The following is a 26,374-nucleotide window of genomic DNA, read 5'->3' as shown; positions in this document are numbered from 1 at the left end:
AAAATTAAAAAATAGAATAGCGTAACCCAAAAAAACCTCTAATACCTTGGTTAGAAGCATATACATAACTTGGATCGAAAGTTAAGGCATAAGGATTGTTGGGAGTAGCTACCGCCTGTCCATTTTGATCAAAAACAACATCTTGGTCAAAAGGATCTAAGGACCTTGCAATACTATTGGCCGCAGGCGTAAAGTTTAATAGATTTTTTACACCTCCATAGACCTCCCAGTTCGTGCCAAACTTTTTTGAAAGCTGAATATTTTGGATGCTGTACCATGGAGAAAACTCTGCTCTTGGGTCGGTATCACTAATTAATGGAAGTCGCATCGGGCCATACAGATTCCCTGTATAATCAATAGTGAATCGACTGTTTTTGAATTTGTATGAAATACTCCAGACACCGCTAAAACTTTCTGTAAGTATTTGTCTTTTGCTTACGCCATTTTCCGTTATAGATACATCCATTAGAGTGGCGCCAAGATTAATTGACAACCCATCGTGAAAAGTGATATCTGAATTTAGTGAAATGCCTTGTGAGATAGAATGACCGTCAAGGTTCGCATAAATTATTTTATTAGGGTCAGTCTCGTAATCCGGTAAGATTCTATTGGAAAAATAAGTGTAAAAAGCACTCGCGTCTAGTGTAATAAAAGCATTTTCTGTAGTAATTTTTTTAACATAATTAAGATTTGTGTTCCAAGATGTTTCAGGTTTTAATTCCCCATCAAACTCAACCTCTCTAGCGCCGGTTAACGCTGCATGATCTTCCGTAAAAACATTGGCAACTCTGAATCCATTTCCCACACTAAATCTAAAAGTATCCGATTTATCTTTAGAACTCCATTTATAGTTTAATCTAGGTGAAAAAATACCACCATGCAAACTGTTATAGTCATATCGAGCTCCAAGTAATAATTTATGTCTCTTGTTGAAACTAATTTCGTCTTGAATGAAAATACCTGGAAGGTGTGTTACGGATGGCATATTAGTAATTCCATCTTGAGCAAACGTTGCAAAGGTGTTGTCGTCATAATACGTATATCTATATGCGATACCCAAGAGAAGATCGTGGTTTTCTTTGATCTTTTTGTTGTAAACAAATTGTCCGAAAGAAATAAACTGACTGGCATCATATGCATCTGTGCCATAAAAAGAATCTTGATAATGACCGTTTGCGCTAAATTGAAAGCTAATATTCTCTATAGTTGGTAGCTCATAGATCCCAAAAGTTTCCCATCTATTGGTATAAATACTCTCTCCATACACTTGATCGGTGCCTCTAAAACTGGGATTCCAATTGGTTTGACCTCCCCAGCGATCTTCATAGACATAGCGAAAAGCAATGGTAAAAGGTTTATTACTTTTACGTTCGAAGTTTAGCTTATTAAAAATAGAAATTCTGTTTTGGAGTGTTAAGTCGGTAAAACCATCATTATTGTTATCTATGATATTTTGATAATTGAAGTAGTTCACTCCGAGCAACCCTTGTGCGCTTTCTGATATTTTGTAGCGTAACGCAATATCTGTATTTACCTCGCCCCAGGAACTAGAGAAACTATCTGCGAATAGTTTAGGCGAATCTGATGGTTTCTTGGTAATGATATTAATAATTCCTCCTACAGCTTCAGAGCCATATAATGTAGATGCTGGTCCTTTTACAACTTCTACTCGTTGTATTAAGGCTTGCGGAATTCCAGTCAATCCATATACTGTCGAAAGTCCACTAACAATGGGCATTCCGTCTATTAAGACAAAGGTGTAAGGCCCTTCGAGACCATTAATATGAATGTCTCCAGTATTACAAACATTACAGTTTAATTGAGGGCGAACACCATTTACGTTTTGAAGTGATTCAAAAATAGAAGGTGTTGGGTTTTTCTTAAAAAACGTTTTACTATAAACTTCTACGGGAACTGGGCTTTCCATTTTTGTAACCGGTTTTAAAGTCCCAGAAACGACTACCTCATCTAAAGAATTATCTGAGATTAAGGTGAAATTTTTCCTAATCTTCTTATTGCCTTTAAAAGTGATAACAACCGATTTTGTTTTATAACCAATGCTACTAATGATTACCGTATAGCTTCCATTGGGGATATTTTTTATTTCATACACACCATTTTCATCCGTAGAACTCCCTAGCTTGGTATTCTTTAAATAAACATTGACATAAGGAAGAATATCTCCATCTCCAAAAGTTTTACCAACAAGACTATTACTTTGAGAATACCCAGCAATTGATAATCCAAAAAATAAAATTGCTATGTTGAAAATTGATTTCATTATCATTACTTTTTGACAAAAGTAAATAAAATTTTAGTCTTGTCTAAAAAATAATTTTATAAAAAATAAAAATTATATCTTTGCGATGTTATTTTATAGATATGTTTACTCATTCTGAAGAGAATTATTTAAAGGCTATTTATCATTTAGGACAACTATCGAACGAAGGTATTAGCACAAACGCTATTGCTAAAAGACTTGATACGAAGGCTTCATCCGTCACGGATATGATAAAAAAATTGTCTGCTAAAAAAGTGTTGGAGTATAAAAAATATCAGGGAGTCAATTTGACAGATCTAGGTAAAAAAACCGCTGCAAACATTATTCGGAAACATCGTTTGTGGGAGGTTTTTTTGGTTGAAAAATTGAAATTTTCTTGGGATGAAGTGCATGATGTAGCAGAACAATTGGAACATATAAAATCGTCAAAATTAATAGATGAACTGGATGCATTCTTGGAATTTCCAAAGCGAGATCCGCACGGCGACCCTATACCTGATAAGGAAGGTAATTTACATCAAATAAAGAAAAGACTTCTATCTAGTATGCAACCTGGTGAGGCAGGAATATGTGTAGGAGTTAAAGACTCTTCGGCTGCATTTCTTCAGTTCCTGGACAAACAAAAGATAGCACTAGGCAAAAGTGTTGAAGTACTATCTAAGGAGGTTTTTGATGATTCTCTAACTATTAAAATCGATGAGAAAGAGTTATCTATTTCAAACAAAATTGCAAATAATTTATACATACAAACGAAATGACAACATTTGAACAGTTAGTTGCTTTTGGTAAGGAGCATCCAATTCAAGCGGCCTTATATGCTTCACTTTTTACTTGGGGATTAACCGCTTTAGGTGCAAGTTTGGTTTTCTTTTTTAAGAAAATGAATAGAGCCGTTTTAGATGGAATGCTTGGTTTTACGGGAGGAGTTATGGTTGCAGCGAGTTTTTGGAGTTTACTGGCACCAGCAATCGACAATAGTCCAGGAGAAGGTTTTATAAAAGTAATTCCATCGGCTATTGGTTTTGCACTAGGAGCATTGGCACTATTTGGAATGGATAAATTATTACCTCACTTACACATAAATTTCAAAGAATCGGAAGCGGAAGGAGTGAAAACAAGCTGGCACAAAACAACGTTATTGGTACTTGCAATTACACTACACAATATCCCGGAAGGTTTAGCTGTGGGAGTTTTGTTTGGAGCGGCTTCTACTTTAGTTGGAGTTGAGCAAACAGAAATGATCATTGCCGCAATTTCATTGGCTATTGGAATTGGAATTCAGAATTTTCCAGAAGGTTTTGCTGTAGCAATGCCATTAAGAAGACAAGGTGTTAGTAGGTTAAAAAGCTTTTGGTATGGACAGCTTTCAGCTGTAGTAGAACCAATTGCTGCAGTTTTAGGAGCTTTAGCAGTATCATTTTTCACACCAATACTTCCGTATGCTTTGGCTTTTGCAGCAGGAGCAATGATCTTTGTCGTTGTAGAAGAGGTAATCCCGGAAACACAGCGGGATAAGTATACCGATATTGCAACTCTTGGATTCATTGGAGGGTTCATTGTAATGATGTCGCTAGATGTAGGTTTAGGGTAAAAACAGTATATATTTTTACACAAAAGCCAAACAGAATTTGTGAGGCTTTTTGTATTTTGCAATAAATTTTTCGATTGCGACAAACATCTTCTTTTCAAGTATATAATGCATCAGCAGGTAGTGGTAAAACCTTCACACTTGTAAAAGAATATTTAAAAGTCTTGTTAAGGACTGAGAATATGTTCGCTTTTCAGCAAATCTTGGCAGTTACATTCACAAACAAGGCTGCAGCTGAAATGAAAGAACGTGTATTAAAAAGGTTGCGAGATTTTTCAGAGAACCGAGATACAGAACTCTTACCAATGCTTTCAGAAGAGTTAGCAATAGATGTGTCTATAGTATCCGCTAGAAGTAAAAAAATCTTACAGGCGATACTTCAAAACTATTCGGCATTTCACATTACAACCATAGATAGTTTCACACATAAGCTAATTAGAAGCTTTTCTTTTGATCTAGGTCTTACGCAGAATTTTGATATAGAAATGAATGCCAATCAACTTCTAAGTGAAGCAGTAGAAATGCTGATCTCTAAAATTGGCTTTGATAAAAATTTAACAAAACTGCTAATAGAGTACTCTTTGGATAAAACGGATGAAGACAAATCGTGGGATATTTCTAGAGAATTACATGAGTTTTCCAAAATTTTACTGAATGAAACTGATAAGATTCACTTTGAGAATTTAAGCACAAAGACCATAGAAGATTTTTTAGCTCTTAAAAAGAATGTTCGTGCAGATCAAAAGAAGCTTATAAAAAGGTTCGAGGAAATTGGAGTTGAAGGACTAGAAATCATCGATACGATGAATTTGCAACATAATGATTTTTATTATTCTCTATTACCAAAACATTTTTTAGCGTTATCTCGAAATATAGAAACCGCTAAATTTTTCGATAATTCTAAGTTGCGACTTCGAATAGAAGAAAATATGTTCTATGCGAAATCGAAACCAGATGATGTAAAAACTGCCATTGAAGGAATACTTCCAGAATTATTGAAGTTATACTTAGAATCTGAAGCTTTGTATAAGCGATATGCACTTAATAAATTATCGTTAAGAAGTATTGTGCCTTTGGCAGTTTTGCACGAAATCTATTCAGAGTTGCAAACAATAAAGGAGGAGAGTAATATTCAGTTGAATGCAGAGTTTAATAAATTAATCTCTGATAACATTAAGGAACAACCCGCTCCATATATTTATGAAAGAATTGGGCAAAAATACAAGCATTACTTTATTGATGAGATGCAGGATACATCTGTGTTGCAATGGCAAAATTTACTACCACTAATAGGAAACGCACTATCTCAAGAAGATACGGGTTTACTGCTTGTAGGGGATGGAAAACAAGCCATTTATCGCTGGAGAGGAGGTAAAGCAGAACAGTTTATTGAACTAGGATCTGATAATGTGTCGAACCCTTTTTTATTGCCAAAAGAAGTTAAAGAACTTGAGTACAATTATAGAAGTTATGACGAAATAATAAGTTTCAATAATTCATTCTTTAAATATTGCGCAACACATATGCAAAATGAGTCCTATAAAGCGTTGTTTTCAGATAAATCATTTCAAAAAAAGAACGATAAAAAAGGAGGGTTTGTGCAAGTGTCTTTTTTAGAAAAACTTGAGAATAGAGAAGAGAACGATCGTAAGTATGCAAAAAAAGTATTACATATTTTGGATAACTTGGATTCGTCATTTTCATTAAGTGATGTTTGTATTCTTGTCCGAAAAAAGAAAGAGGGGGTAGTTATAGCGAATTTCTTGTCTGAGAAAGGAATAGAGATAGTTTCTTCAGAAACACTTTTAATAAAGAATAGCTCCAAGGTTAATTTTATCATTGACTTCTTGCGATATATGTCGAACCCTAAAGATGATGATTCATTATTTGAGTGGATCTGTTTTTTATCTGATCATCTTTCTATTTCAATGCAGAAACATTCTTTTATTAAGAGATTTATGCATTTAGAAATAGATAGCCTCTTTAAAGAGTTTCGAAATGATGCTATTGATTTTGACCTATCTTTTTTCAACCGGTTGCCGTTATATGAAAAAGTTGAGTATATCATAAGAAGTTTTAGACTGTTAAGTACATCAGATGCATATGTTCAGTTTTTTATTGATGAAGTTCTTGTGCAACAAAGGAAAGATAGCACGCTCATTGAGTTCTTAGAGTTTTGGGATCGAGAAAAAGAGAATATAAGTATTGTGGCCCCACAAAACTCTAATGCAGTTAAGATCATGACAATTCATAAATCCAAAGGACTAGAGTTTCCCATTGTTTTATTTCCTTGCGATTTAGATATTTATAAACAGTTAAACCCGAAGGTCTGGTTAGATACATTGCCCGAAGTTTTGTTTAATGGATTTGATGAATTATTAGTTTCCTACGGGAAAGATCTGAAAACCCTGTCAGAAAGAGGGCGTGAAATTTACCAAAGAGAGCGAGAACAACTTGAACTTGACAATTTTAATCTATTGTATGTCGCGCTAACAAGGGCGAAAGAGCAATTATATATAATAACCGAAGAAGTATCGAGTAAAAATCAAGGAAAGAATACAAAATATTCTGATTTCTTTACCAATTTTTTAATCGAGCAATCGCTCTATGATCCAGAGGTAAAGGAATATGATTTTGGTAATAACGGAAGAAAAAGTCATGAGAAAGTAAAACAAAACGAGTTAAATTATCAGGAAACGTATATAAATACTTCCTGGAAGGATCACAATATCCATATGCTTGCAAATGCTTCCATTCTTTGGGGAACAAAAAAGGAAGAAGCTATAAATTATGGGAACTTAATACACAAAATGATGTCAGAAATTTATGTCGTTTCGGAGGTAGAAGATGTTGTTGCATCATATGTTGCTCACGGAGTCATAGATCATAAAGCAGCTTCCAGTATTCGACGATTAATACAAGGATTGGTTGGCCATAAAAGCCTTTCACATTATTTTGAAACGAATCTGGAAATATATAATGAGCGCGAAATAATAGGAAAGAATAATCAGATCATTATCCCAGACCGTTTAGTGATGTATCCTAATAAAGAGGTGGTTATTATAGATTATAAAACTGGCAAACCTTCAAAAAGTTACCATGACCAATTGTTAAAGTATACCATGGTGTTGGAGTCACTAGGTTATAGTGTTGTAAAAAAAATACTTATTTATATAAACGAAGAAATAAGTTTAGAAGAAATTTAAATTAAATTTGCGAATCAAAATTAATCAAGGATGTACGGAGATATACAAAACCATTTACAAAAAGAGATTCAAGAGATAAAAGATGCGGGTCTTTATAAATCAGAAAGAATAATTACAAGTGCCCAAGATGCAGTAATAAAAATTTCTACAGGTGAAGAAGTAGTTAACTTCTGCGCTAACAACTATCTGGGATTGTCTAATGATCCTAGAGTGATTCAGGCGGCTAAAGACACTATGGATACGCATGGTTTTGGGATGTCTTCTGTTAGATTTATTTGTGGTACCCAGGATATACATAAACAGTTGGAGGGAAAAATTGCGGAATTCTACCAAACTGAGGATACTATTTTGTATGCGGCAGCTTTTGATGCTAACGGAGGTGTTTTTGAGCCATTATTGACAAAGGAAGATGCTATTATATCTGATAGTTTAAATCATGCCTCGATAATAGACGGTGTTCGTCTATGTAAGGCAGCCCGATATAGATATCAAAATAATGATATGGCCTCTTTGGAAGAGCAACTTATTGCTGCAAATGAACAAAACCATCGTTTTAAAATTATTGTTACAGATGGTGTTTTCTCTATGGATGGCATTGTTGCAGAATTAGATAAAATTTGCGATTTAGCAGAGAAATATGATGCCTTGGTGATGATAGATGAATGTCACGCTACTGGATTTATTGGAAAAACAGGTAAAGGAACTTTGGAATTGAAAAATGTTCTTGGAAGAATAGATATTATTACTGGAACGTTAGGAAAAGCCCTCGGAGGTGCTATGGGGGGATATACAACAGGTAAAAAAGAAATCATAGAGATACTAAGACAAAGATCGAGACCTTATTTGTTTTCAAATTCGCTTGCTCCTGCAATCGTTGGAGCATCTATTAAAGTGTTCGAAATTTTATCTGCGGATACTTCTTTGCGAGATAAATTAGAGTGGAATACAAATTACTTCAGAACTGAGATGGAAAATGCTGGTTTTGAACTAGTTGGCGCCGATGCCGCAATTGTTCCAGTAATGCTCTATGATGCCAAACTTTCTCAGACAATGGCCAATATGTTGTTGGATGAAGGAATCTATGTTATAGGGTTCTTTTACCCAGTGGTTCCAAAGGAGTTAGCCAGAATACGAGTGCAGCTGTCTGCAGCGCATTCAAAAGAGCATTTAGATAAGGCAATTAATGCCTTTAAAAAAGTAGGAAAAAATTTAGGAATTATTAATTAAAATAAGCCTTTCCGCCGATTTCACGAAAGTTTTTTTATAAAAATCTTTGTAAATTAGATGTAAGAACTTACTTTTGCCTATATAATAAAGAACTTTTAATTTAAATATTTAATAATGAAACGATTAAAATTAGCTGTGTTAGCTTTGTTTGCGTTAGTAATGGTTAACAGCGTAAGTGCACAGGATTCTAACAATCCATGGGTTGTTGGATTTGGGATGAATATTGTAGATTTTAGAACAGGTGAAGGTATTGGAGAACAGTTTAAAGACCTATTAGGAAATAAAGACTGGAACCATACCAATTCTATTTCAAGAATTAATGCTGAAAAGTATATCAAGAACGGATTCACTCTTCAATTTGCTGCTTCTATGGCAGACGTTACAAACATTGATGGTCCAACGGTAGATGCTTTTTACTGGGCGTTAGACTTAAATGTAAAGTATGATTTAAACAAATTGATTGGAGAGACGGGTTGGTTTGATCCTTACGTATATGTTGGGGGTAGCTATGCTTCTCTTGATCAGCAAGGTTCAAATTCAGTTGGTGAAGGAATGTTAGGTTATGGTATTGGTTTTAATACTTGGATTAACGATAACTTAGGTATCAATTTCCAAACAGGAACTAAGGAGAACTTTGCAGATAAAGTACCTTCTCACTATCAAACTTCTCTTGGAGTTGTATTCAGATTTGGGGGAAAGGATACTGATGGAGATGGAATCTTCGATAAAGAAGATGCATGTCCAGAGGTTGCAGGTTTAAAAGAGTTTAACGGATGTCCAGATGCAGACGGAGATGGAATCAAGGATTCTGATGATGCTTGTCCTAATGTAGCTGGTTTAGCTTCTTTAAACGGATGTCCAGATGCAGACGGAGACGGTATTGCTGATAAAGACGATATGTGTCCAAATGCAAAAGGAACTAAAGCTAATAACGGATGTCCTGATTCTGACGGAGACGGAGTATTAGACAAAGATGATAAGTGTGCTAACGTTGCTGGACCAAAAGCAAATGGAGGATGCCCTTGGCCAGATACTGATGGAGACGGAGTATTAGATAAAGATGATAACTGTGCTAATGAAGCTGGACCTGCTTCTAACAACGGATGTCCTGAGCCTGTTATTACTGAAGTAAAGGAGGCTGAAATAGGAGATTTCGCTAAATCTATCTTATTTAACTCAGGAAGATCTTCTTTTAAAAATGGAGTTTCTGAAAAGTTAGACGGTATTGTTGCTATTATGAAGCAATTCCCTAAAGCTAACTTTGTTGTAGAAGGACATACAGATAGTACTGGATCGGATGCAATCAACAATAAATTATCTACTAAGAGAGCTGCTGCTGTAAAAGATTACTTAGTTGAGAATGGAATTGATGCTTCTAGATTAAATTCTAAAGGATTCGGTTCTGCTAACCCAATTGACTCTAACAAAACTAGAGCTGGAAGAGCTAACAACAGAAGAGTAGAAATTAAAGTTACGAACAAGTAATTTTAAACTCAAAACATATTAAAAACCGCATCAATTTTGATGCGGTTTTTTTATACAATTAATTCAGAAGAATTAATTTCAAAAACTTTTCATTTTCAAGGAAATAAATTACCTTTGCAGCCGAAATAAGGGGTGTTTTTTTCCTCTAATAAAGAAATATAATTTAAAGTAAGAATAATGTCTACAATAACAGGTAAAGTTTCTCAAATTATTGGTCCAGTAATTGATGTTGAATTTAACACTGAATCTGCTGAACTTCCAAAGATCTATGACTCATTAGAAATTAAGAAAGCTGATGGTTCAATTTTAGTATTAGAAGTGCAACAACATATTGGTGAAGATACTGTAAGAACTATTTCTATGGATGCAACAGATGGTTTGCAAAGAGGTCAGGAAGTACTAGCTACAGGAAATCCAATTCAAATGCCAATTGGTGGTGATATTTATGGTCGTTTGTTCAACGTAACAGGTGATGCAATTGATGGTTTAGGTGATTTACCTAAAGATGGAGCAGATGGATTACCAATTCACAGGGCAGCACCTAAGTTTGAAGAACTATCTACTTCTACTGAAGTTTTATTTACTGGAATTAAAGTAATTGACTTAATCGAACCTTATGCTAAAGGAGGTAAGATTGGATTATTTGGTGGAGCTGGAGTAGGTAAGACAGTATTAATTCAGGAGTTAATTAACAATATCGCAAAAGGACATGGAGGTTTATCTGTATTTGCTGGTGTTGGAGAAAGAACTCGTGAAGGAAACGATTTATTAAGAGAAATGTTAGAGTCTGGAATTATCAAGTATGGTGAAGACTTTATGCACTCTATGGAAGATGGAGGATGGGATTTGTCTAAAGTAGATAAATCAGGAATGAAGGATTCTAAAGCAACATTCGTATTCGGACAAATGAATGAGCCTCCAGGAGCACGTGCAAGAGTTGCATTATCTGGTTTAACTATCGCAGAGTATTTCCGTGATGGAGCTGGAGAAGCACAAGGAAAAGATGTATTATTCTTTGTAGATAACATCTTCCGTTTCACACAAGCTGGATCTGAGGTGTCGGCACTATTAGGACGTATGCCTTCTGCAGTAGGATATCAACCTACATTAGCAACGGAGATGGGAGCAATGCAAGAGCGTATTACTTCAACTAAGAAAGGATCTATTACTTCTGTACAAGCGGTATATGTACCTGCAGATGATTTAACGGATCCTGCCCCAGCAACTACGTTTGCTCACTTAGATGCAACTACAGTATTATCTCGTAAGATTGCAGAATTAGGTATTTATCCTGCAGTAGATCCATTAGATTCTACGTCAAGAATTTTAACTCCAGAGATCTTAGGAGCTGATCACTATGACTGCGCTCAAAAAGTAAAAGAGTTATTACAGCGTTATAAAGAATTACAAGATATTATTGCAATCTTAGGTATGGAAGAGTTATCTGAAGAAGATAAATTGGCTGTATCAAGAGCAAGACGTGTTCAACGTTTCTTATCACAGCCTTTCCATGTTGCTGAGCAGTTTACAGGAATTCCAGGTGTTTTAGTTGATATTAAAGAAACAATTAAAGGATTTAACATGATTATGGAAGGTGAGTTAGATCACTTACCTGAAGCAGCGTTTAACTTAAAAGGAACAATTGAAGAAGCAATTGAGGCTGGCGAGAAAATGTTAGCGGAAGCATAATTGATAACCATTAAGACAAATTAATATGCATTTAGAAGTTGTATCTCCAGAAGCGATCTTATTTTCATCAGAAGTAGATTCTATTTCTGTTCCTGGTGTGAACGGAGAGTTTCAGATGCTTAATAATCACGCTCCTATTGTTTCTGTTTTAAAGAAAGGGAATGTGTATATTCATATTCATACTCAAGAGCATTTAGAATTAGATGATTTGCACGGTAAATTGGTGCCTCATGCAGATGATGATAAAGTGTTGACAGTAGCGATTAATTCAGGAACTATTGAATTAAAAGATAATAAAGCAATTATATTAGTTGACTAACTAAAATAATAGTAAACATAAAAAAAACCGAGCTAATTAGCTCGGTTTTTTTCTTAACAACTTTTCCAAAATTAGTTTACGATTATATCGAGGAGCTTTTACTAAAAGATTGTAACTAAACCTTATCGGTTGCCTTATAAAGAATCCGTACTATCAATTATATACGCTACACCTCAAATAGTGTTATTATAATTGGGGAGGAAGTACAGTTAAAATTCAACATCGTTTCAAACAAAAACTACTAAAGAGTAAAATAATTTCAATGTAAAACTATGAAGAAGACTCAATATTCGAAATAAGGGTTAACTCTAATTTTTTCAAATAAGTTCTATGAAGTAAATAAAAAAAGCGCTTCAATTTGAAGCGCTTTTTTATTTTATAAGAAGAATCTAATAACTAGTTAGACTTAATCTTAATTTCATCAAGTTCATACGTTCCATCAAAGCCAGAGTCTCCACTACCTTTATATCTGAAAGCGATATGCATAGTTCCTGTAGCACAAGAAAGATCTACGATACCAGAGCTTAACCAAGCACCAAAGAAGTCCGAATCTTGTACAATATAAGCTGCTGGTAAAATACCCCATGTTGCAGAAGTAATGTTTGCTGTGTTACCATCCCAGTCTGTAGAGAATAATAAATCCATAGTACTTCCGTCTGCGAAACTGTTCGATGTTTGGAAGGTTAAAGTTTCTCCGGTTTGAGCGTCAAAATCTATCGCTGGAGAAATCAACCAAGCAACAGAACTTGCGTCTCCAGATTGGAAAGAACCAACTCTTGCAGATGTTCCTAAAGAAGCGTTAGCTCCACCAGAAACATATGCTTCCCAACCTTCAGTACCTTCTTGGATGAAGTTCGTCCATCCATTTCCAGTAATAGGCGAAAATGTAGTTTGTGACTGGAAGTCATCTTCAAATAAAGTATTTGGTCCTTCAGCTGTAGCAATACCACAATCTAACTCTATCGGATCACATCTGTCCGTATTAGCGAAATTTATATCAGAAAGACCGTTAATGATAAATACATTAAAATCATCTCCAAAATCTCTACTAAAGATACCTTGTATGTTTCCTTTATTTTGATCCACTTGAATCGATTTGAAATCAGAGAAAGTACTAGATTGTAATAAAATAGTCGAACCATCATCACAACTTTCTAACGTTCTAAATCCATCAAATTGATCACTTGGTTCTCCAGCATAAGTTAGCAATAACTGATCTCTAAAGAACTGCATGTTATCTAATTGAATCAATGTATTGAGATCCGCAGCAGATAAATTCGCAATAGTCGTTACTTTTGGAGTCATTGTAGCAACCTCGTTACTCCTTGTAATAAAATCTTGATATTCATACGGTTGAATTTGACCAATATTATTGCCATCTTCTTTACCAATTGTGTACACACCGTTGGAAATACCGATTGATAAATCATTTAGTTTAATATATATTTTTCTTCCAGTTTGATAGGTCTGAAACAAACTCGATACATTAACTTCTACTTTAAACCCTAACCTTACATCATTAGTAGGGTTATTTCCATCAATTGAATTTTGAATAATTAACTCTTCAAAAAAGTTCCCAGCTCGATCACTTGAAATAACATACCCAAAAGTATATAACTCATCACCGTCTACATTAGGGTCATCTGAAGGGTATGTAAACACTCCATTTTCACCATTATCAATGACATTATTGTTATTGTCGTCAATTTCATTAATCAGAGAATTTATAGCGCTTTGAAATGTAACTAGCGCGTTTTGAGGAATAATAGGCTCTTGAACCTCTGTACCACTTGGCACATCAAAATCACCATCCTCTACACATGATACTGAGATGCCAATAAAGGCAACTAACATCAGTACGTTTAAAAATTTATTTGTTTTCATTATTTATTGTATTATGCTGTTTTATTAAAATCTTAAGTTCACGTTTAAAAAGTAAGTAGTTCCTCTACCATACCAATATTTAGGTCCAAACACTGGAGTGTCTAGAGACTTGTCTGCTAGTAATTGTCTATAGTTAGCATTTCTTCCTTGCTCAAAACCACCTGATTTAAAAACAGTATCAAACAAGTTATTTACACTGGCAAAAACACTTACAAAAGTGTCATTGATTCTCCATGACTTTCCACCTACTAAATTGGTTACTACATAGCTGTCAAATTTTTCTTGTCTTAACAACTCTTTTGCTACTGCAGGGTCATACTCATTAAACGGCATACCGTCAAAATCAGTATAGAAGTTAGAACTTCTTTGTAGTGGACTTACATCAACATATGCATTAGACATAAAGTTTACGGTAGTACTAAACCACCAGTAATCCGGATCTCTATATTCGAAACCAACAGAGAATGCTTGTTGTGGTCCATTTGCTAATTTATAATCTTTTAAAGAAGCTTTACCTTGAGTTTGTAGTCCAAAATCCCTAATTAATGGATCAGTTGAAGCTGGATTTACAAAATCTTCAGATGCTATATATAAGTCAGGGTTATTCGCGTAGGTATATTGTCCTATAGAAGCAACACCTTTTAATTTTAACGTGGGAATTACTTGGTATTCAATTCCAAATTCCATTCCTAAATGTTGCTTGTCAATTCCTTGAAGAATCTCTTGGATAAAAGCTTGATTATCTCCACCAACTCCATCAGCAAAGAAGAAAGAAATCTCATTTGCGTCTTCAATTTTAGTATAATAACCCGTAAGTCTTGCTTGTACTTTTGGAGATCTTAATACATAACTAGCATCAAAAGACAATACTTTTTCTTCTGTAATGTTTGGAACTACAGCATGATTTTCTCTTGAATTCGCAAATGTATTTCTAATGGTAGGTGCTTTTGTATAATACGAAGCATTTGCATCAAAAAGATGTCTACCCGTTAATTTATAAGTTCCTCCTGCTTTTACGCCGATACCAGTGAAAGATAGTTTCTCACCTTTTCCTAAAGAACTATTTGCAAAACCACCATTCTGGTAGATTCCTTCTCTTTGATAACTTGTATTGGTTACATTTAAAGCAGTATAGAAATCTACTTTATTGTATTTGAATTGCGCTTGCGCAAAACCACCAATAACATTAGAAAGGATATTATAGTTATACCTAAAAGTATCTCCTTCGCCAACTACTCTGTTAGGGTTTAACAGATCGTTTTGAATTTGCCCAGGATTATTACTTAGGTCGTCAGCAAAACCATCAACATCTAAGAAGCCAGTTCCTCCTAAAAGATCTAAAACATTTGCAAAGTTTTGCGATTTTAAATTTTTATAGGTCAGTGTTCCATTTATGGTAATGTTATCATTTAATACTTTATTTAAAATTGTATTAACTGTAAATTGTTTATCATCTACTCTATCCTCGTATTGGATAAATGTCGAATTTAAACCTTGCGCTGCGTTTTGAATATTGGTTTGGTACATCGCTCTCCAGTCTAATTGCCCATCTGTTAAAAATTGCTGCTGTAAACCAAAAGCAATTTCTGGCATGTCAGGGAAATTACGCAACGCGTAACTAGGTAATTTCTGATAGTATGTTGGATCAGGATTCGCTCCACCACCTTCGGGCAATCCACTATTTGGATTGATATCTGTTCCTCCAAAATCTAACCTACTATTTCCTAAGCTACCAAATTGGTACCCAACATTAGTAGTTAAAGAAGTATTTTCGTCAATATCCCAATAATGATTTAAAATAAAGATTGGCTCAATAAGCTCTTTATATCTTGAGTTTCTAATCGTACCATCTTGATATCCCCAATACGAATTGTATTGAATTCCTCTTAGATCATATACCTCTTGTGTATTTGCCGAAGATTTCCCTCTCTTATTTGGAGCGAAAATAGATGTTAGGTTCAAACTGTGGCTATCGTTAATTTTCTTTTCTACTGAAGCAAAAACAGAATATGCGTTGTATGAAGTACCATCATTAAATCCTTCTTCACCTGCTCTTCTACTCGCGGCAATCGAATATGCCCAACCATTTTCTTGCATTCCAGAAGAGTAGGTACCCATAACTCTGTGTACATAACTTCTGTTTGAAGAAGCATAAGATACACGGACACCTGTACGTTGTTCTGACGCTCTGGTGTTAATGTTGGTAGAACCTAATAAACCACCAAATGTAAAGTTTGAAGCTGTTAAACCATTTGTGAATTCTTGATTCCTCATCACATCATTTAGTCCACCCCAGTTACTCCATTGAGGCCTTCCATTGAAAAGCTTGTTCATTTCAATACCATTGATCATAACAATACCGTTCTCTGAATCTAATCCTCTAATTCTAAAAAATGAACCACTAAAATCAAAAGCAGCGGTCCGTAAATAGACATCCCTAGTTGATTGCAGTAACCCAGAAATATTATCTGCAGCACTTGCGTCGTCATTTAATTCATCGTCCGTAATGGTAATGGTACTTAGATCTAGATCTTCTGTAACATCTTGATATAACAAAATAGTACCTAGATCGATCGTGTTGCCATTAAATTCTATAGGAAAGTTTTGTGTTTCATATCCTTTAAGACGAACTTCAAGAATATAACTTCCATTAGAAAGATTTGTAAGTGTAAAAACCCCATCTTTATCTGTTGTTCCATTAACACTTGTTGTAAGTATTGTAACGGAAACTCCTTCAATAGGATTTTCAGAATTGCTATCTTTCACAATTCCTTTCACAATGTTTTGAGCTTCCGCACCAAAAATCAGTGCAATGCCAAAAAACATTGTCATTATTAATTTTCTCATAAATAAATAATTGAATTTTTATTATAACATTATCTCCTGCAAAATTAACAAAATTTAACAGCTAAAGGTGTTAATATTGCATTAAGTAACGTTTAGCTAAAATTTGTTTTTTAAGTTTGTGGTTTAAATATAGACATAATGATTAAAAAAATAGTTCTTTTATTGATTGTATGTTGCTCATTATCTAATGGATATGCGCAAAAAAAGCAGAAAACCTATAAAATTAGGACGATTGCTTTTTATAATTTAGAAAATCTCTTTGATACAATTAATGATGTAAATAAGAATGATGAAGCGAGCCCGATGATGGAATTGAAGACAAATAAGTCTAAAGTCTACTGGGACAAAATCGATAAATTGGGAAGTGTAATTGCTCAAATTGGATATGAAAAATCTAAAACGGCGCCAGCATTAATTGGCGTTTCAGAAGTTGAAAACAGAGCAGTTTTAGAGGACCTTGTCAATTCAAAACATTTAAAGAGTAAGAGGTACGGGATTATTCATTATGAATCACCAGATAAGAGAGGTATCGATGTAGCGCTGTTATATCAGGAAAGATATTTCAAACCGGTACATCACGAATCTTTTAATCCTAACATTTACCGAGAGAATAGAAAAGTATACACGAGAGATCAGCTATTGGTTTCTGGATATTTAGACGATGAACTCATTCATGTTATCGTAAATCACTGGCCATCTAGGAGTGGCGGTGAAGCAAGAAGTAGACCATTACGTGAAAAAGCGGCGTATCAAAATACCAAGATCATTAATCAAATATTAGCTAAGGAACCTAATGCAAAGATTTTATCTATGGGAGATTTTAACGACGATCCTATAAATAGTAGCTTTAAAAAAGTATTAAAAACAAAAGGGAAAAAGAAAGATGTGGGAGAAGGAGATCTCTACAACCCTTTTGAAGATATGCATCGAAGAGGTTTTAATACCTTAGGGTATAGAGATAATATCAATTTATTTGATCAAATATTCTTCACAGCACCATTATTGGATAAAGGAGATAAGGATTTTTCTACCTATAAAATGTTTAAGGCAGGAATCTTTAATAAGCGTTTCTTAACAGGTAAGAAGGGACGTTACAAAGGATATCCTTTTAGAAGCTTTTCTTTTGGAAACTATACCGGAGGATACAGTGATCATTATCCAGTCTATATTTACCTGATTAAGGAAAAAAAATAAAAAAAAACCGAGCGAGTAGCTCGGTTTTTTTGTGCTTTTAACGATTGTCAAATATATCGCTGAATTATAAACGATAGAATTAGCAAGAAGAATAGAAAAAGTGTGTTTATAATCATTAAGATTATTTGAAAAAACCGAATGAAATTGCTTTTCTTTTTATACTTCTGAGGAAGTTTTAACCGCAGTATATACCTCTTCATTTTAGGAGAAATGATTAGATAAACAATTAAAATTATAATTGTTACGGTAACGGCAACGAATAATTTAACCTCTTTGATTTTAAAAATTGCATATCCGATGTTTAAAAAAAATGCGCTTAGAATAAGAGCAATTTTTATATTTAAAACATTTGCAATTCTTTCATGGTAATTTTCAGGTTCGCTAGTCTCATCAATTCTAAACATTAGTGCTGAATAGCAAAAAGATATATATTTTTTAATCATCTCCCCATAAATTTATTTGTCCTTGCGATCTGTCCAACTTTTCACTAAACCCTGTAAAATAATCTACTACGTTGTATACTAATATTACGGTTCCTACAACCACTGCAGCTGGTGGAAAAGCTGCGGTAACCACTGTTCCCACTATTAATAGACCGCCATCGATTATTGATGAGGGTTTTATTTTACCGTCTGCTAATACATCACTAGAAATATTATAAATACTTACACCTGTGCCGATTGGTCCTAAAACCTTCATTCCTTTAAATAACTTTACATGGTTAGCGGCATTTTTGGATAACCCTGCTTTAATTTTACCATTCTTCAAAAAACTTCGTATTCCGTCTTTCGTTTTATATGTACCTCTTCTCAACCTTTCTGAAGCATAAATATCACCAATATCACTAAAGAAAAATAGTCTTTTAGCATATTCAGATTGCGTTACCTCGTCTAGTCCTTTTCTATATGCACTAAAAATATCAAAATTTCCATTTAAGTCATTTATGTCAAACCTGTCAAATCCAGTACCTAGGTCATTAGTAGGTCTTTTGGCACCCTTCACTATTACTAAATCAAGGCGTTCATTATCTCCACTAGCCCAGAAAACGTAGTCTTTTTTTTCAGGATCCCACACCCAGATATTCCCATCTTGATCGACCCAAAATTGCTCTGGATCTGGGCTCTCTTCTTGATCTTGCTCTTGATATTGCTCTGAATCGGCTCCGCTAGGATCACTCCAATATACAGGATTATTATCAAATGCAACATAAGGGCTCATAGAATAATGTAAAACAGGATCTGTTTGAATCCATCTAGCAATAGCCTGATCATAACTTCTCCAGTCCATTTCCATAAAAGAAACCCCCATGGTTTCATCTAATTCTCTATCATTATATCCAAATTTTTGAGCAGTTACATTACCAATAGGTACATATGCATCATTATAACCAATATGCTTTAACCCAAAGGGATAATAATTTGTTTCCTCAATAATTTCTGAGCTAGCAGAAATACTACCGTCGTTATTAGTATCAGTATAAGATAATCGTACATTCCCTAAATGATCTTTATATTGATATACATTGCTAAAAGTTCCATTATTATTTTGTGTATATCCTTCACTGTGCTGAAAAAACTGCAAGCCAGTATTATTAAATGAAGTTCCTTTATAGATATAATTATCATCATATAAAGTCCAATTTGTAATGCCATTTTCAACCGTTTTTTTACTTAATTTGTTCCCTGTTGCATCATACACATAATCAATAGATCCTATTATATTCGGGTTCGATTTATTTACATTAATTTTCACAGGTAAATTAAGGTAATTATATAGAATTGAAGTAATGCCTTTGCCAGTATCACTATATAGACCACCGTTGTTGTTATATGTATATGTCGATGAAATGGATTTAAAACCTTGAGTGGCATCGAAGCTTTCATCAAGGACTTCACTTAATTGATTTGATTTTGTGTTATATGTATAGCTTAACTCATCAATAGAATTAGTGCCACTGCCTGTCCTATTTAAATTATCTAAATTACCATTTCTATCGTAGTCATAATGTGTGGCATATTTACCATTTCCTGAAAGTAGATTCTCTTCCTCTCTATAGTTACCTTCAATAATTCTGTCTAAAGCATCATAACTGTATTGATAAGCGCGCTTTTTTGAATCACTTTTAGTTTTCCATATAGTTTCAGATATATTTCCATTATAAAGGGAGGTAAAACCTCCTGAAGAAGAAATGTCTTTTGTATTATAGTTAATCTTAAAATTAAATAAATCGGACCCTATATTATTCACATCATTAATATCTGTAAGCCACCCTCTAACATTGTATTTATAATCTACATTCTGTAATCCTTCACTATTATCTACAATACGAAAATCTTTTATTTGCATGGTAAGAGAAGCAATACTTAAATCACCTAGTAACGTACCAGCCGAAAGTGTTTGAGATATATAAAATGTCTCTCCGTTTTTCTTATAGTGAATCTGATTCCCTATTCTTTCCACTCTCAATTTATCACCATACTCATAAAATGTTTTATGGCCTCTATCATTTCCATTTTCATAAACTTTGATTCTATTTTCTGACCAAATGTAAATAGCATAATCAATGGTATTATAATGTGCATTTTGATTGCTATCTGAAAGACCAATCATCGCATATCTATTGGTTTGATTTATGCTAAATTCTACATAGCCATTCCCAGAAAAATCCCCTGAAGTAGCTAGTCCTGTATCCCAACCACTTCCGCTATTTTTAGTAATGATATCATTTGAAATCGATAACCCACTAGAAACATCTGTATATCCACTTTGAGTCCCATTTCCAATAAGTTTGCTCTCTAAATGGCCTAAGTCGTTATAATTATTTTTAACAATTCTTTCGGGAATTTGACTATTTACTTTTTGAGTAGACTCTAGAAGTCTTACTTGCTTGTCGTAAGTAAAAGTTGTTAAAGTAATAATATCAGAATTCCCACTTTTTTTGTGAGTTTTTTTAGTCTCTAACTTTTTGCCAATATAATCAAGCTTTGGCTCAATAATATTAGTGGTTTGTAAATACTCATTGTATTTATGCACATAAATGGCTCTTCCTTTGGCATCATAATATATTACAGTATATATCCAGTTCTCAGTATTTAACACTCTAGTCTTGGTAACAGTAGGCAGACCTAACGTATTTGTGCTAGATGCCTCCCCATATGAAGTTGTTATAGTAGTTCCTAGGCCAGGAGGTAGATCTACATAAGTGTCATAGTAATTAATATTTAAGATTTCATAATCACCGTTCGGCAAACTAGTATTGGTATAATAAATATTTGTGCCTTCTAAATTTTGACTGGTACTTGTCATACTTTCATACAAACTATTTCTAGAAGCTTCTAGATTCTGAAGATCCAATCTAGAAAGGCCTTGCGTATTTTCCTGAAGACCAGTAAAAGCTATTCTTCCAAACGCATCATACTTGGTAAAAGACCACATATCGTCATCACTTTGCACTCCGTCTTGAATTAAAATATGTCTATCGAGATTATCATAGATGACATATTGCTTTGTTTTGCCTGGATCTTTCGACTCGATCAATCGATTTTTTCGATCATATTTGTATTGATAAACTAACCCATCTAAAGTTAATTGGTCTATTCCGCTCAAAATGGAAGCTTCAGGGGTAATTACAAATGTTAAGTTCCCAAATTCATCATAAACGTAATATGTATCATGTACCAAATCTCTTCTATACTTCCTTTCTAAAATGAGCCTTCCATTTTTGTCTGTATACGTTTCTGTTGTGTGCTCTTTTGCAAAAGTTTGGTTTGGTTGCCAGTTTTCATCTTTGACTGTTTTTTTTATTAGCAGATTTGCTGCGTAAGGAAAGCGACCAGGGATAATTTGTGGAAGTTCAATATTATCATTCGTATAGATTACTGAATATTGTTTTACAGCATCATTAGTAGTGTTTGCTTCATAAGAGTATTTTACCGTACGATCTGAGTCTGAACTTTCATTTAAAACCCAGCTATTTCCGGGAGCTGCATTTTCTAAAACTCTGCGTAAAGGAGAATTCTCAGTTAATATCTCAATATATGGATTTGTTGTATTATCATAGGTTGACGTGTTGTAGTAATTAAGCGTACTTACTTTGGCTGTAGATTTAAATTGACCAATATTAGAAGTACTGGTAAAAGGCAAAAATGTCTTCGTTTTTTCTCCATTTCCGTCATATTCACTATGTGTAATTAAATCTTTTCCTGAAGAAGTAAACCTAATCTTATTTATTTGTTTTATTCTGCTTTTACCATCTTGATAAGCAATTTGCTCTATTACATCATCCGATGTAGCTGACGTAAGATTATCAGGGGAAAAAGCTTTTAGATATACTCTATCATACGAATAGTTTTGATTCGCATTATCAAAATCATAAAATATTTGAGAGCAACCATTACCTCTAGTACCAGTTTGGGTAGGACAGTCATCAAAATAACAATTTGTTATATAATTTGCAGGAGGACATGCCGCTACAATTGTATTGTTTTTGTCTCCAAACCCATCATGATCAAAATCTGCATACCATGTAATTTGCTCATTATTATATCGTGCATCATTATCATCGCAATCATTAGCATTGGTAACATAACCTCCTGGATTGGTACAGGTAAATATTGTTGGTGAATTTGGATCTCCATACCCATCTCCATCGTTATCTACATACCACGCAACTGATTGAGATCCAACGTTAGCATCATTGTCGTTACAATCATTGTCATTTGAAACTGCTCCAGGTGCAGGGCATAGTGTAGGGTATACAAGCTTAATATCTTTATTTCCATGCCCATCTCCATCTAAATCTCCATAAAACTGAGAAAATTTAATTTTGAGACCATACAAGAAATCATTACAATCATAAACATTAGAACGACCAATATAATATGTTTGAGAACCGTTAATAAAACTGTCGGTTCTGTAAGGTCTAACCCAGTTAGTAGCACTATAGTTGAATGTTGATATTTTATATTCTAAAGAATATAGAAAACTAACTGTTTCAGAATCATAAACATTTTTTTGATGGACTGTAGGCAGGTAGAGAATGTTTTCTGAGGGTAATACTGCTATATACTGATTTGGGTTTCCAAAATTGTCCCCATCATTATCTTTAATAAATTTATATATTAGAATTCTCTCAGTAACATTTTGTCCACCTGAATTGACGTGTGTATACCATTTATACCAAAACATTCCACTAGCATCATAAGTATATAAGTCACTACTATCTAAATATTGAGCCCTGGCTACGGGGTCCATATTGACAATATCTGTTTGTGAGTACGCGTTTAGCGAAATAAAAATAAACGATAATAAAATAAGTTTTTTAAACATAGCAATATATTTAGTTGGTTGTATCAATAGTTATATAATTCTTCCTGTATTCCTTCAATACATTATAATCTTTATCCAATAGGTAAAGTGTTCTTCCAAATAGATCATATTCAATTCTATTTCCATCCCCTCTATTATTCAATTCACTCGAAAAACCAATTAAAGGAATGACAGTATATGATTCCATATATGATGAAGCTGGTTTAACTCTAACTTCGTCTATATAAAGTGCACTAGAAGACTTATTTATGGTTAATAAACCTCCATTATGCGATATCGTTTTATAATTCCATTCTCCGTTATAATATTCCCAATAACTAACCAAAGTATTAGAAGGAAACGTTCCAAGGTTAATGCTAGATCCATTGTATACATAATCTCCAGAGAAAGCCTTGTTAAAATAAACGACATTGGATTCATTCGGGTTCTCAAAACTCTTTTTTAAGAATTTTTTTACAAGAGGGTTGTAATCTTCTGTAGTAGTTAAAATTGCATCCACATACAATCCATTATATTCGTCACTTCTTTGGTAAATCCTACTCACAGAAGAGACAAGGTTTTTCTCACAAACTAAATTACCATCTTCATCGAAAAAAAACTCAACTTCATCTTCTGTTGCTAGTGAAATTAAATTTTCATTTACATCAAAATAACTAGGGGTAAATGTGTTTTCATCATAAAATGTATTCGAGATTTTATTACCTCGAATAGTTCCTGACTTTTTTATTTTCCCATCCGATAAGTATGTGCTTGTTACTGCTGATTCTAACTTCCAGAGGCCTGAGTTCTTAACCCAATTAGTTTCCTCAATTATAGGGTTTTTGTTAACTAAGTTATCTAAATGCGTAGCATTTTGATATTCGGAAAGATATTTATTCTCTGTTTTTTTAAAAGGAACATTGTTGAATAATTCTGTAATAACTTTTAACTTATTATAATCGATGTTTTCAGTAATTCCGGAACTCTCATTTAAATAGGTATACTCTGTTTTTTTATGAGTTGTCGAGCTGCCAGAATGATCATAATCTACTTCTTCAGTGCTTTTTAGAACATCCACTATTTTGTATATAGGCGCATCTTTTATTACATAATTATACAAGTTAATATTAGCAAAATTAGCTTGCATATGTACATTGTCAAATTCAAAAGCTTCAATGATTCCTAAAAAAGCGAGTTCATAATTATACTTTACCTCTTTTACTTTAATATTAGAAGCATTAAAGGTTGCAGTACTTTCTATATTTTTATCTAGGTATAAGGAAGTCAAAGAGGGCCTATAATAGCTAATTGTATATCCTTTGTCTGATGTGTTCGTATTTACATTTATCCTTGTCTTTGTAATCTTTTTATAAAAACTTCCAGATTTTTGCTGATTATACGTTTGAAAATTATTTGCAGATATAAGATTGTCAGAAGCAGGTGTATTCTTTAAAAATGCCTGCGGGCTACTATAAACATTAAATGAAGTAAGGTAACTTAATGAATTATAATAAACTTGAGGGTCAACTTTTATAAAGTAGGTCTGCCATTCATAATCCATCAAACGAGCATCAAAATAACCTTCCGCATATGTGTTTGTTGGGGGATAGGTGTTATCATAAACAGGAAGCCCAAAACCTTCTGGTTCTTCATAGGTGTATTGAATTTTCCCGATTAAGTTCGTTGTATTGTCATAAGTGTTTAGTTCTTCTACAATAAGACCTCCATAATAATTGTTGCCAGATGTATTTTCTTTGTAAACATATTCAGTTACACCTCCCATTTGGTTTGTTATAGATTTTAACATTCCCATTTTTAGGTATTGTAGGTTTGGCAGTCTATCTACGTCTAGTTGCTGCCTAGTAATTAAATAATTGCTAATCTGATCATTTTGAAATTTCCCGTTAGGATATCCAAAAACATCTCGTGCTTTTGAAATTGTTGGAGTGTAGTATGGTTCTCCGTAATAATTAAATTTTTTGAAGACATAACTGTCTTTACGATTCTTTCCATATTTCAAAATATACTTTATTCTAAAGTCTCCCTCATATAAATTTTGATCTTGTCCAGGTTGCCTTTCAGTATAAAAAAACTTAAAACCAGAAATATAGTTACCGTTATGGTCGTGAATTAGAATCTCATCTAGCAACTTTATTTTTTGATATTTAAACTTATCTATGTTGTAACCCCCTGGTATTCCTAGACTAGAAAAATCGGTGTTGTAATCAATTGTTTTATATAGGAAAGTGACAGTTTCATTTTTTGTAATGATTTTTGAAATTTCTTTTCTAGAAATATCCTCAACAGAAATATCTTCATAATACCCTTCCATTACTATTGCGTCAGTTGGAGCCGGAGGAGTTTGAGGATTAGAATTTGTTTGCCTCATGGTGGCTTTAGAGTGAGGAATAAATTTAAATATCTTAGTGTCTAAATATTCAAATTTGATACTATCTTTATTAAAATCAGTGTCAATTTTATGCAAGTAATAATTCTTGTAATTTGCAGAATCTATGGAAAAAAGACTGTTGTAAACATATTCTTTTTTTAGATTAAAAGGGAGAGATCTCTTTAAGCCTTTTCTAAATAGGTAATTAACTCCCTCAGTATTTTTAACTTTTAAATCAGAATCATTTTCTGTTTGATAGTTTGATGTTTCATTTTGCCCAACATTATAGATTTTAAATTTGGCGTTTATAGATGAATTAAAAAAGTTGCCACTACTATTAATAATGTGTGGACTTAATACACCCGAGATAGCTGATTTTCTTTCAAAAAGGAAATTTAGATATTCACCATTACTTATACTCATTTTATAAACATCAGGAGAGGCATCAGTATTTTTAAATAAATCTTGTGCTTGTGAAGCAAAATTATAGAACCCTGGTTGAAAGGATCCTCTCGTGTCGTTATAAAACCAACCCTTATCGGATTCATCTACTAGATGATTAATTGTTTTTCTTACAAATCCACCGGCTTGTAAACTCCAATTAAAGCCCACAGAGTTAGGTACTTCAGAAACCTTTCTTCCTCTATTATTGTAAGATAAAAAAATAGGTACATTTGTGCCATCAATTGTTATTGTATACAATGGAACTTGTATGTTTTCAACATCTTCACTTTCAGATGCATGGGATGTTCCTTTATCATCATTTACATAACTGTAATTCTGTGAGTATAAATTTGCGCACGCAAAAATTACCACAAAAAATAAGAATATTTTTTTCATAAAATTTGTTTTTAAATAAGAAAGAAATAGCAATTACGCCTTTAGAAATGAGCAATTTTTTCTACATTAGTACTAGCAATCTTTTTTCTTTTTCAATTATTGAGGTCAAATATAAACA

Annotated in this window: 13 protein-coding genes; 8 read left to right on the top strand and 5 right to left on the bottom strand. The window is 33.5% G+C overall.

The annotated features are described in order from the left end of the window. Positions 1–4: 4 nt before the first annotated feature. Positions 5–2,281: a TonB-dependent receptor gene (locus RQM59_RS09300; RefSeq protein WP_349241834.1), complete on the bottom strand. Its 2,277-nt coding sequence runs from the start codon at positions 2,279–2,281 to the stop codon at positions 5–7. 101 nt (positions 2,282–2,382) lie between these two features. On the opposite strand from RQM59_RS09300, the gene RQM59_RS09295 reads away from it, so the two are divergent. The 7 genes from RQM59_RS09295 (at position 2,383) to RQM59_RS09265 (ending at position 11,795) form a co-directional block, all read left to right on the top strand. Next, positions 2,383–3,039, top strand: a complete 657-nt coding sequence (locus tag RQM59_RS09295; RefSeq protein WP_349241833.1) for a metal-dependent transcriptional regulator — start codon at positions 2,383–2,385, stop codon at positions 3,037–3,039. Beyond that, on the top strand, positions 3,036–3,872 hold the full coding sequence (locus RQM59_RS09290) for a ZIP family metal transporter (protein WP_349241832.1): 837 nt from the start codon (positions 3,036–3,038) through the stop codon (positions 3,870–3,872). The genes RQM59_RS09295 and RQM59_RS09290 overlap by 4 nt, the downstream gene beginning before the upstream one ends. A 74-nt stretch (positions 3,873–3,946) precedes the next feature. Beyond that, a complete protein-coding gene (locus RQM59_RS09285) occupies positions 3,947–7,075 on the top strand; it encodes a UvrD-helicase domain-containing protein (protein ID WP_349241831.1) in 3,129 nt (1,042 codons plus the stop codon). Between the two features lie 30 nt (positions 7,076–7,105). After that, on the top strand, positions 7,106–8,302 hold the full coding sequence (gene kbl / locus RQM59_RS09280; RefSeq protein ID WP_349241830.1) for a glycine C-acetyltransferase: 1,197 nt from the start codon (positions 7,106–7,108) through the stop codon (positions 8,300–8,302). A 114-nt stretch (positions 8,303–8,416) separates the two neighbouring features. After that, positions 8,417–9,787, top strand: coding sequence for an OmpA family protein (locus tag RQM59_RS09275; protein ID WP_349241829.1), 1,371 nt, complete (start codon positions 8,417–8,419; stop codon positions 9,785–9,787). 177 nt (positions 9,788–9,964) lie between these two features. Further along, on the top strand, positions 9,965–11,476 hold the full coding sequence (gene atpD, locus RQM59_RS09270) for a F0F1 ATP synthase subunit beta (protein WP_349241828.1): 1,512 nt from the start codon (positions 9,965–9,967) through the stop codon (positions 11,474–11,476). A 25-nt stretch (positions 11,477–11,501) separates the two neighbouring features. Next, complete coding sequence (locus tag RQM59_RS09265) at positions 11,502–11,795, top strand: FoF1 ATP synthase subunit delta/epsilon (protein ID WP_349241827.1); 294 nt, start codon at positions 11,502–11,504, stop codon at positions 11,793–11,795. A 396-nt stretch (positions 11,796–12,191) separates the two neighbouring features. On the opposite strand, the gene RQM59_RS09260 is transcribed toward RQM59_RS09265, so the two are convergent. Both RQM59_RS09260 and RQM59_RS09255 read right to left on the bottom strand, forming a co-directional pair. Further along, a complete protein-coding gene (locus tag RQM59_RS09260) occupies positions 12,192–13,679 on the bottom strand; it encodes a DUF5689 domain-containing protein (RefSeq protein WP_349241826.1) in 1,488 nt (495 codons plus the stop codon). Between the two features lie 24 nt (positions 13,680–13,703). After that, positions 13,704–16,526, bottom strand: a complete 2,823-nt coding sequence (locus RQM59_RS09255; protein ID WP_349241825.1) for a carboxypeptidase-like regulatory domain-containing protein — start codon at positions 16,524–16,526, stop codon at positions 13,704–13,706. Between the two features lie 138 nt (positions 16,527–16,664). Here RQM59_RS09255 and RQM59_RS09250 point away from each other — a divergent pair, with 138 nt between their 5' ends. Next, on the top strand, positions 16,665–17,720 hold the full coding sequence (locus RQM59_RS09250) for an endonuclease/exonuclease/phosphatase family protein (RefSeq protein WP_349241824.1): 1,056 nt from the start codon (positions 16,665–16,667) through the stop codon (positions 17,718–17,720). A 435-nt stretch (positions 17,721–18,155) separates the two neighbouring features. Here RQM59_RS09250 and RQM59_RS09245 read toward each other — a convergent pair whose 3' ends face one another. Both RQM59_RS09245 and RQM59_RS09240 read right to left on the bottom strand, forming a co-directional pair. Then, on the bottom strand, positions 18,156–23,048 hold the full coding sequence (locus RQM59_RS09245; RefSeq protein ID WP_349241823.1) for a DUF6443 domain-containing protein: 4,893 nt from the start codon (positions 23,046–23,048) through the stop codon (positions 18,156–18,158). A 10-nt stretch (positions 23,049–23,058) separates the two neighbouring features. Next, positions 23,059–26,256 carry a hypothetical protein gene (locus tag RQM59_RS09240; RefSeq protein WP_349241822.1) on the bottom strand — a complete coding sequence of 1,066 codons (3,198 nt, stop codon included), beginning with the start codon at positions 26,254–26,256 and terminating at the stop codon, positions 23,059–23,061. Between the last annotated feature and the right edge of the window lie 118 nt (positions 26,257–26,374).

It is taken from the genome of Asprobacillus argus (assembly GCF_032248395.1).
Taxonomy (GTDB): domain Bacteria; phylum Bacteroidota; class Bacteroidia; order Flavobacteriales; family Flavobacteriaceae; genus Polaribacter; species Polaribacter argus.
Note: the sequence above shows the minus strand (reverse complement) of the source record. Positions and strands in the feature narration are given on the sequence as shown.

What these genes read in the sequence shown, in the direction of transcription:
- RQM59_RS09300 (WP_349241834.1), bottom strand. Translation starts at nt 2,281, where the DNA reads ATGAAATCAATTTTCAACATAGCAATTTTATTTTTTGGATTATCAATT.
- RQM59_RS09295 (WP_349241833.1), top strand. Translation starts at nt 2,383, where the DNA reads ATGTTTACTCATTCTGAAGAGAATTATTTAAAGGCTATTTATCATTTA.
- RQM59_RS09290 (WP_349241832.1), top strand. Translation starts at nt 3,036, where the DNA reads ATGACAACATTTGAACAGTTAGTTGCTTTTGGTAAGGAGCATCCAATT.
- kbl (WP_349241830.1), top strand. Translation starts at nt 7,106, where the DNA reads ATGTACGGAGATATACAAAACCATTTACAAAAAGAGATTCAAGAGATA.
- RQM59_RS09275 (WP_349241829.1), top strand. Translation starts at nt 8,417, where the DNA reads ATGAAACGATTAAAATTAGCTGTGTTAGCTTTGTTTGCGTTAGTAATG.
- atpD (WP_349241828.1), top strand. Translation starts at nt 9,965, where the DNA reads ATGTCTACAATAACAGGTAAAGTTTCTCAAATTATTGGTCCAGTAATT.
- RQM59_RS09265 (WP_349241827.1), top strand. Translation starts at nt 11,502, where the DNA reads ATGCATTTAGAAGTTGTATCTCCAGAAGCGATCTTATTTTCATCAGAA.
- RQM59_RS09260 (WP_349241826.1), bottom strand. Translation starts at nt 13,679, where the DNA reads ATGAAAACAAATAAATTTTTAAACGTACTGATGTTAGTTGCCTTTATT.
- RQM59_RS09255 (WP_349241825.1), bottom strand. Translation starts at nt 16,526, where the DNA reads ATGAGAAAATTAATAATGACAATGTTTTTTGGCATTGCACTGATTTTT.
- RQM59_RS09250 (WP_349241824.1), top strand. Translation starts at nt 16,665, where the DNA reads ATGATTAAAAAAATAGTTCTTTTATTGATTGTATGTTGCTCATTATCT.
- RQM59_RS09245 (WP_349241823.1), bottom strand. Translation starts at nt 23,048, where the DNA reads ATGTTTAAAAAACTTATTTTATTATCGTTTATTTTTATTTCGCTAAAC.
- RQM59_RS09240 (WP_349241822.1), bottom strand. Translation starts at nt 26,256, where the DNA reads ATGAAAAAAATATTCTTATTTTTTGTGGTAATTTTTGCGTGCGCAAAT.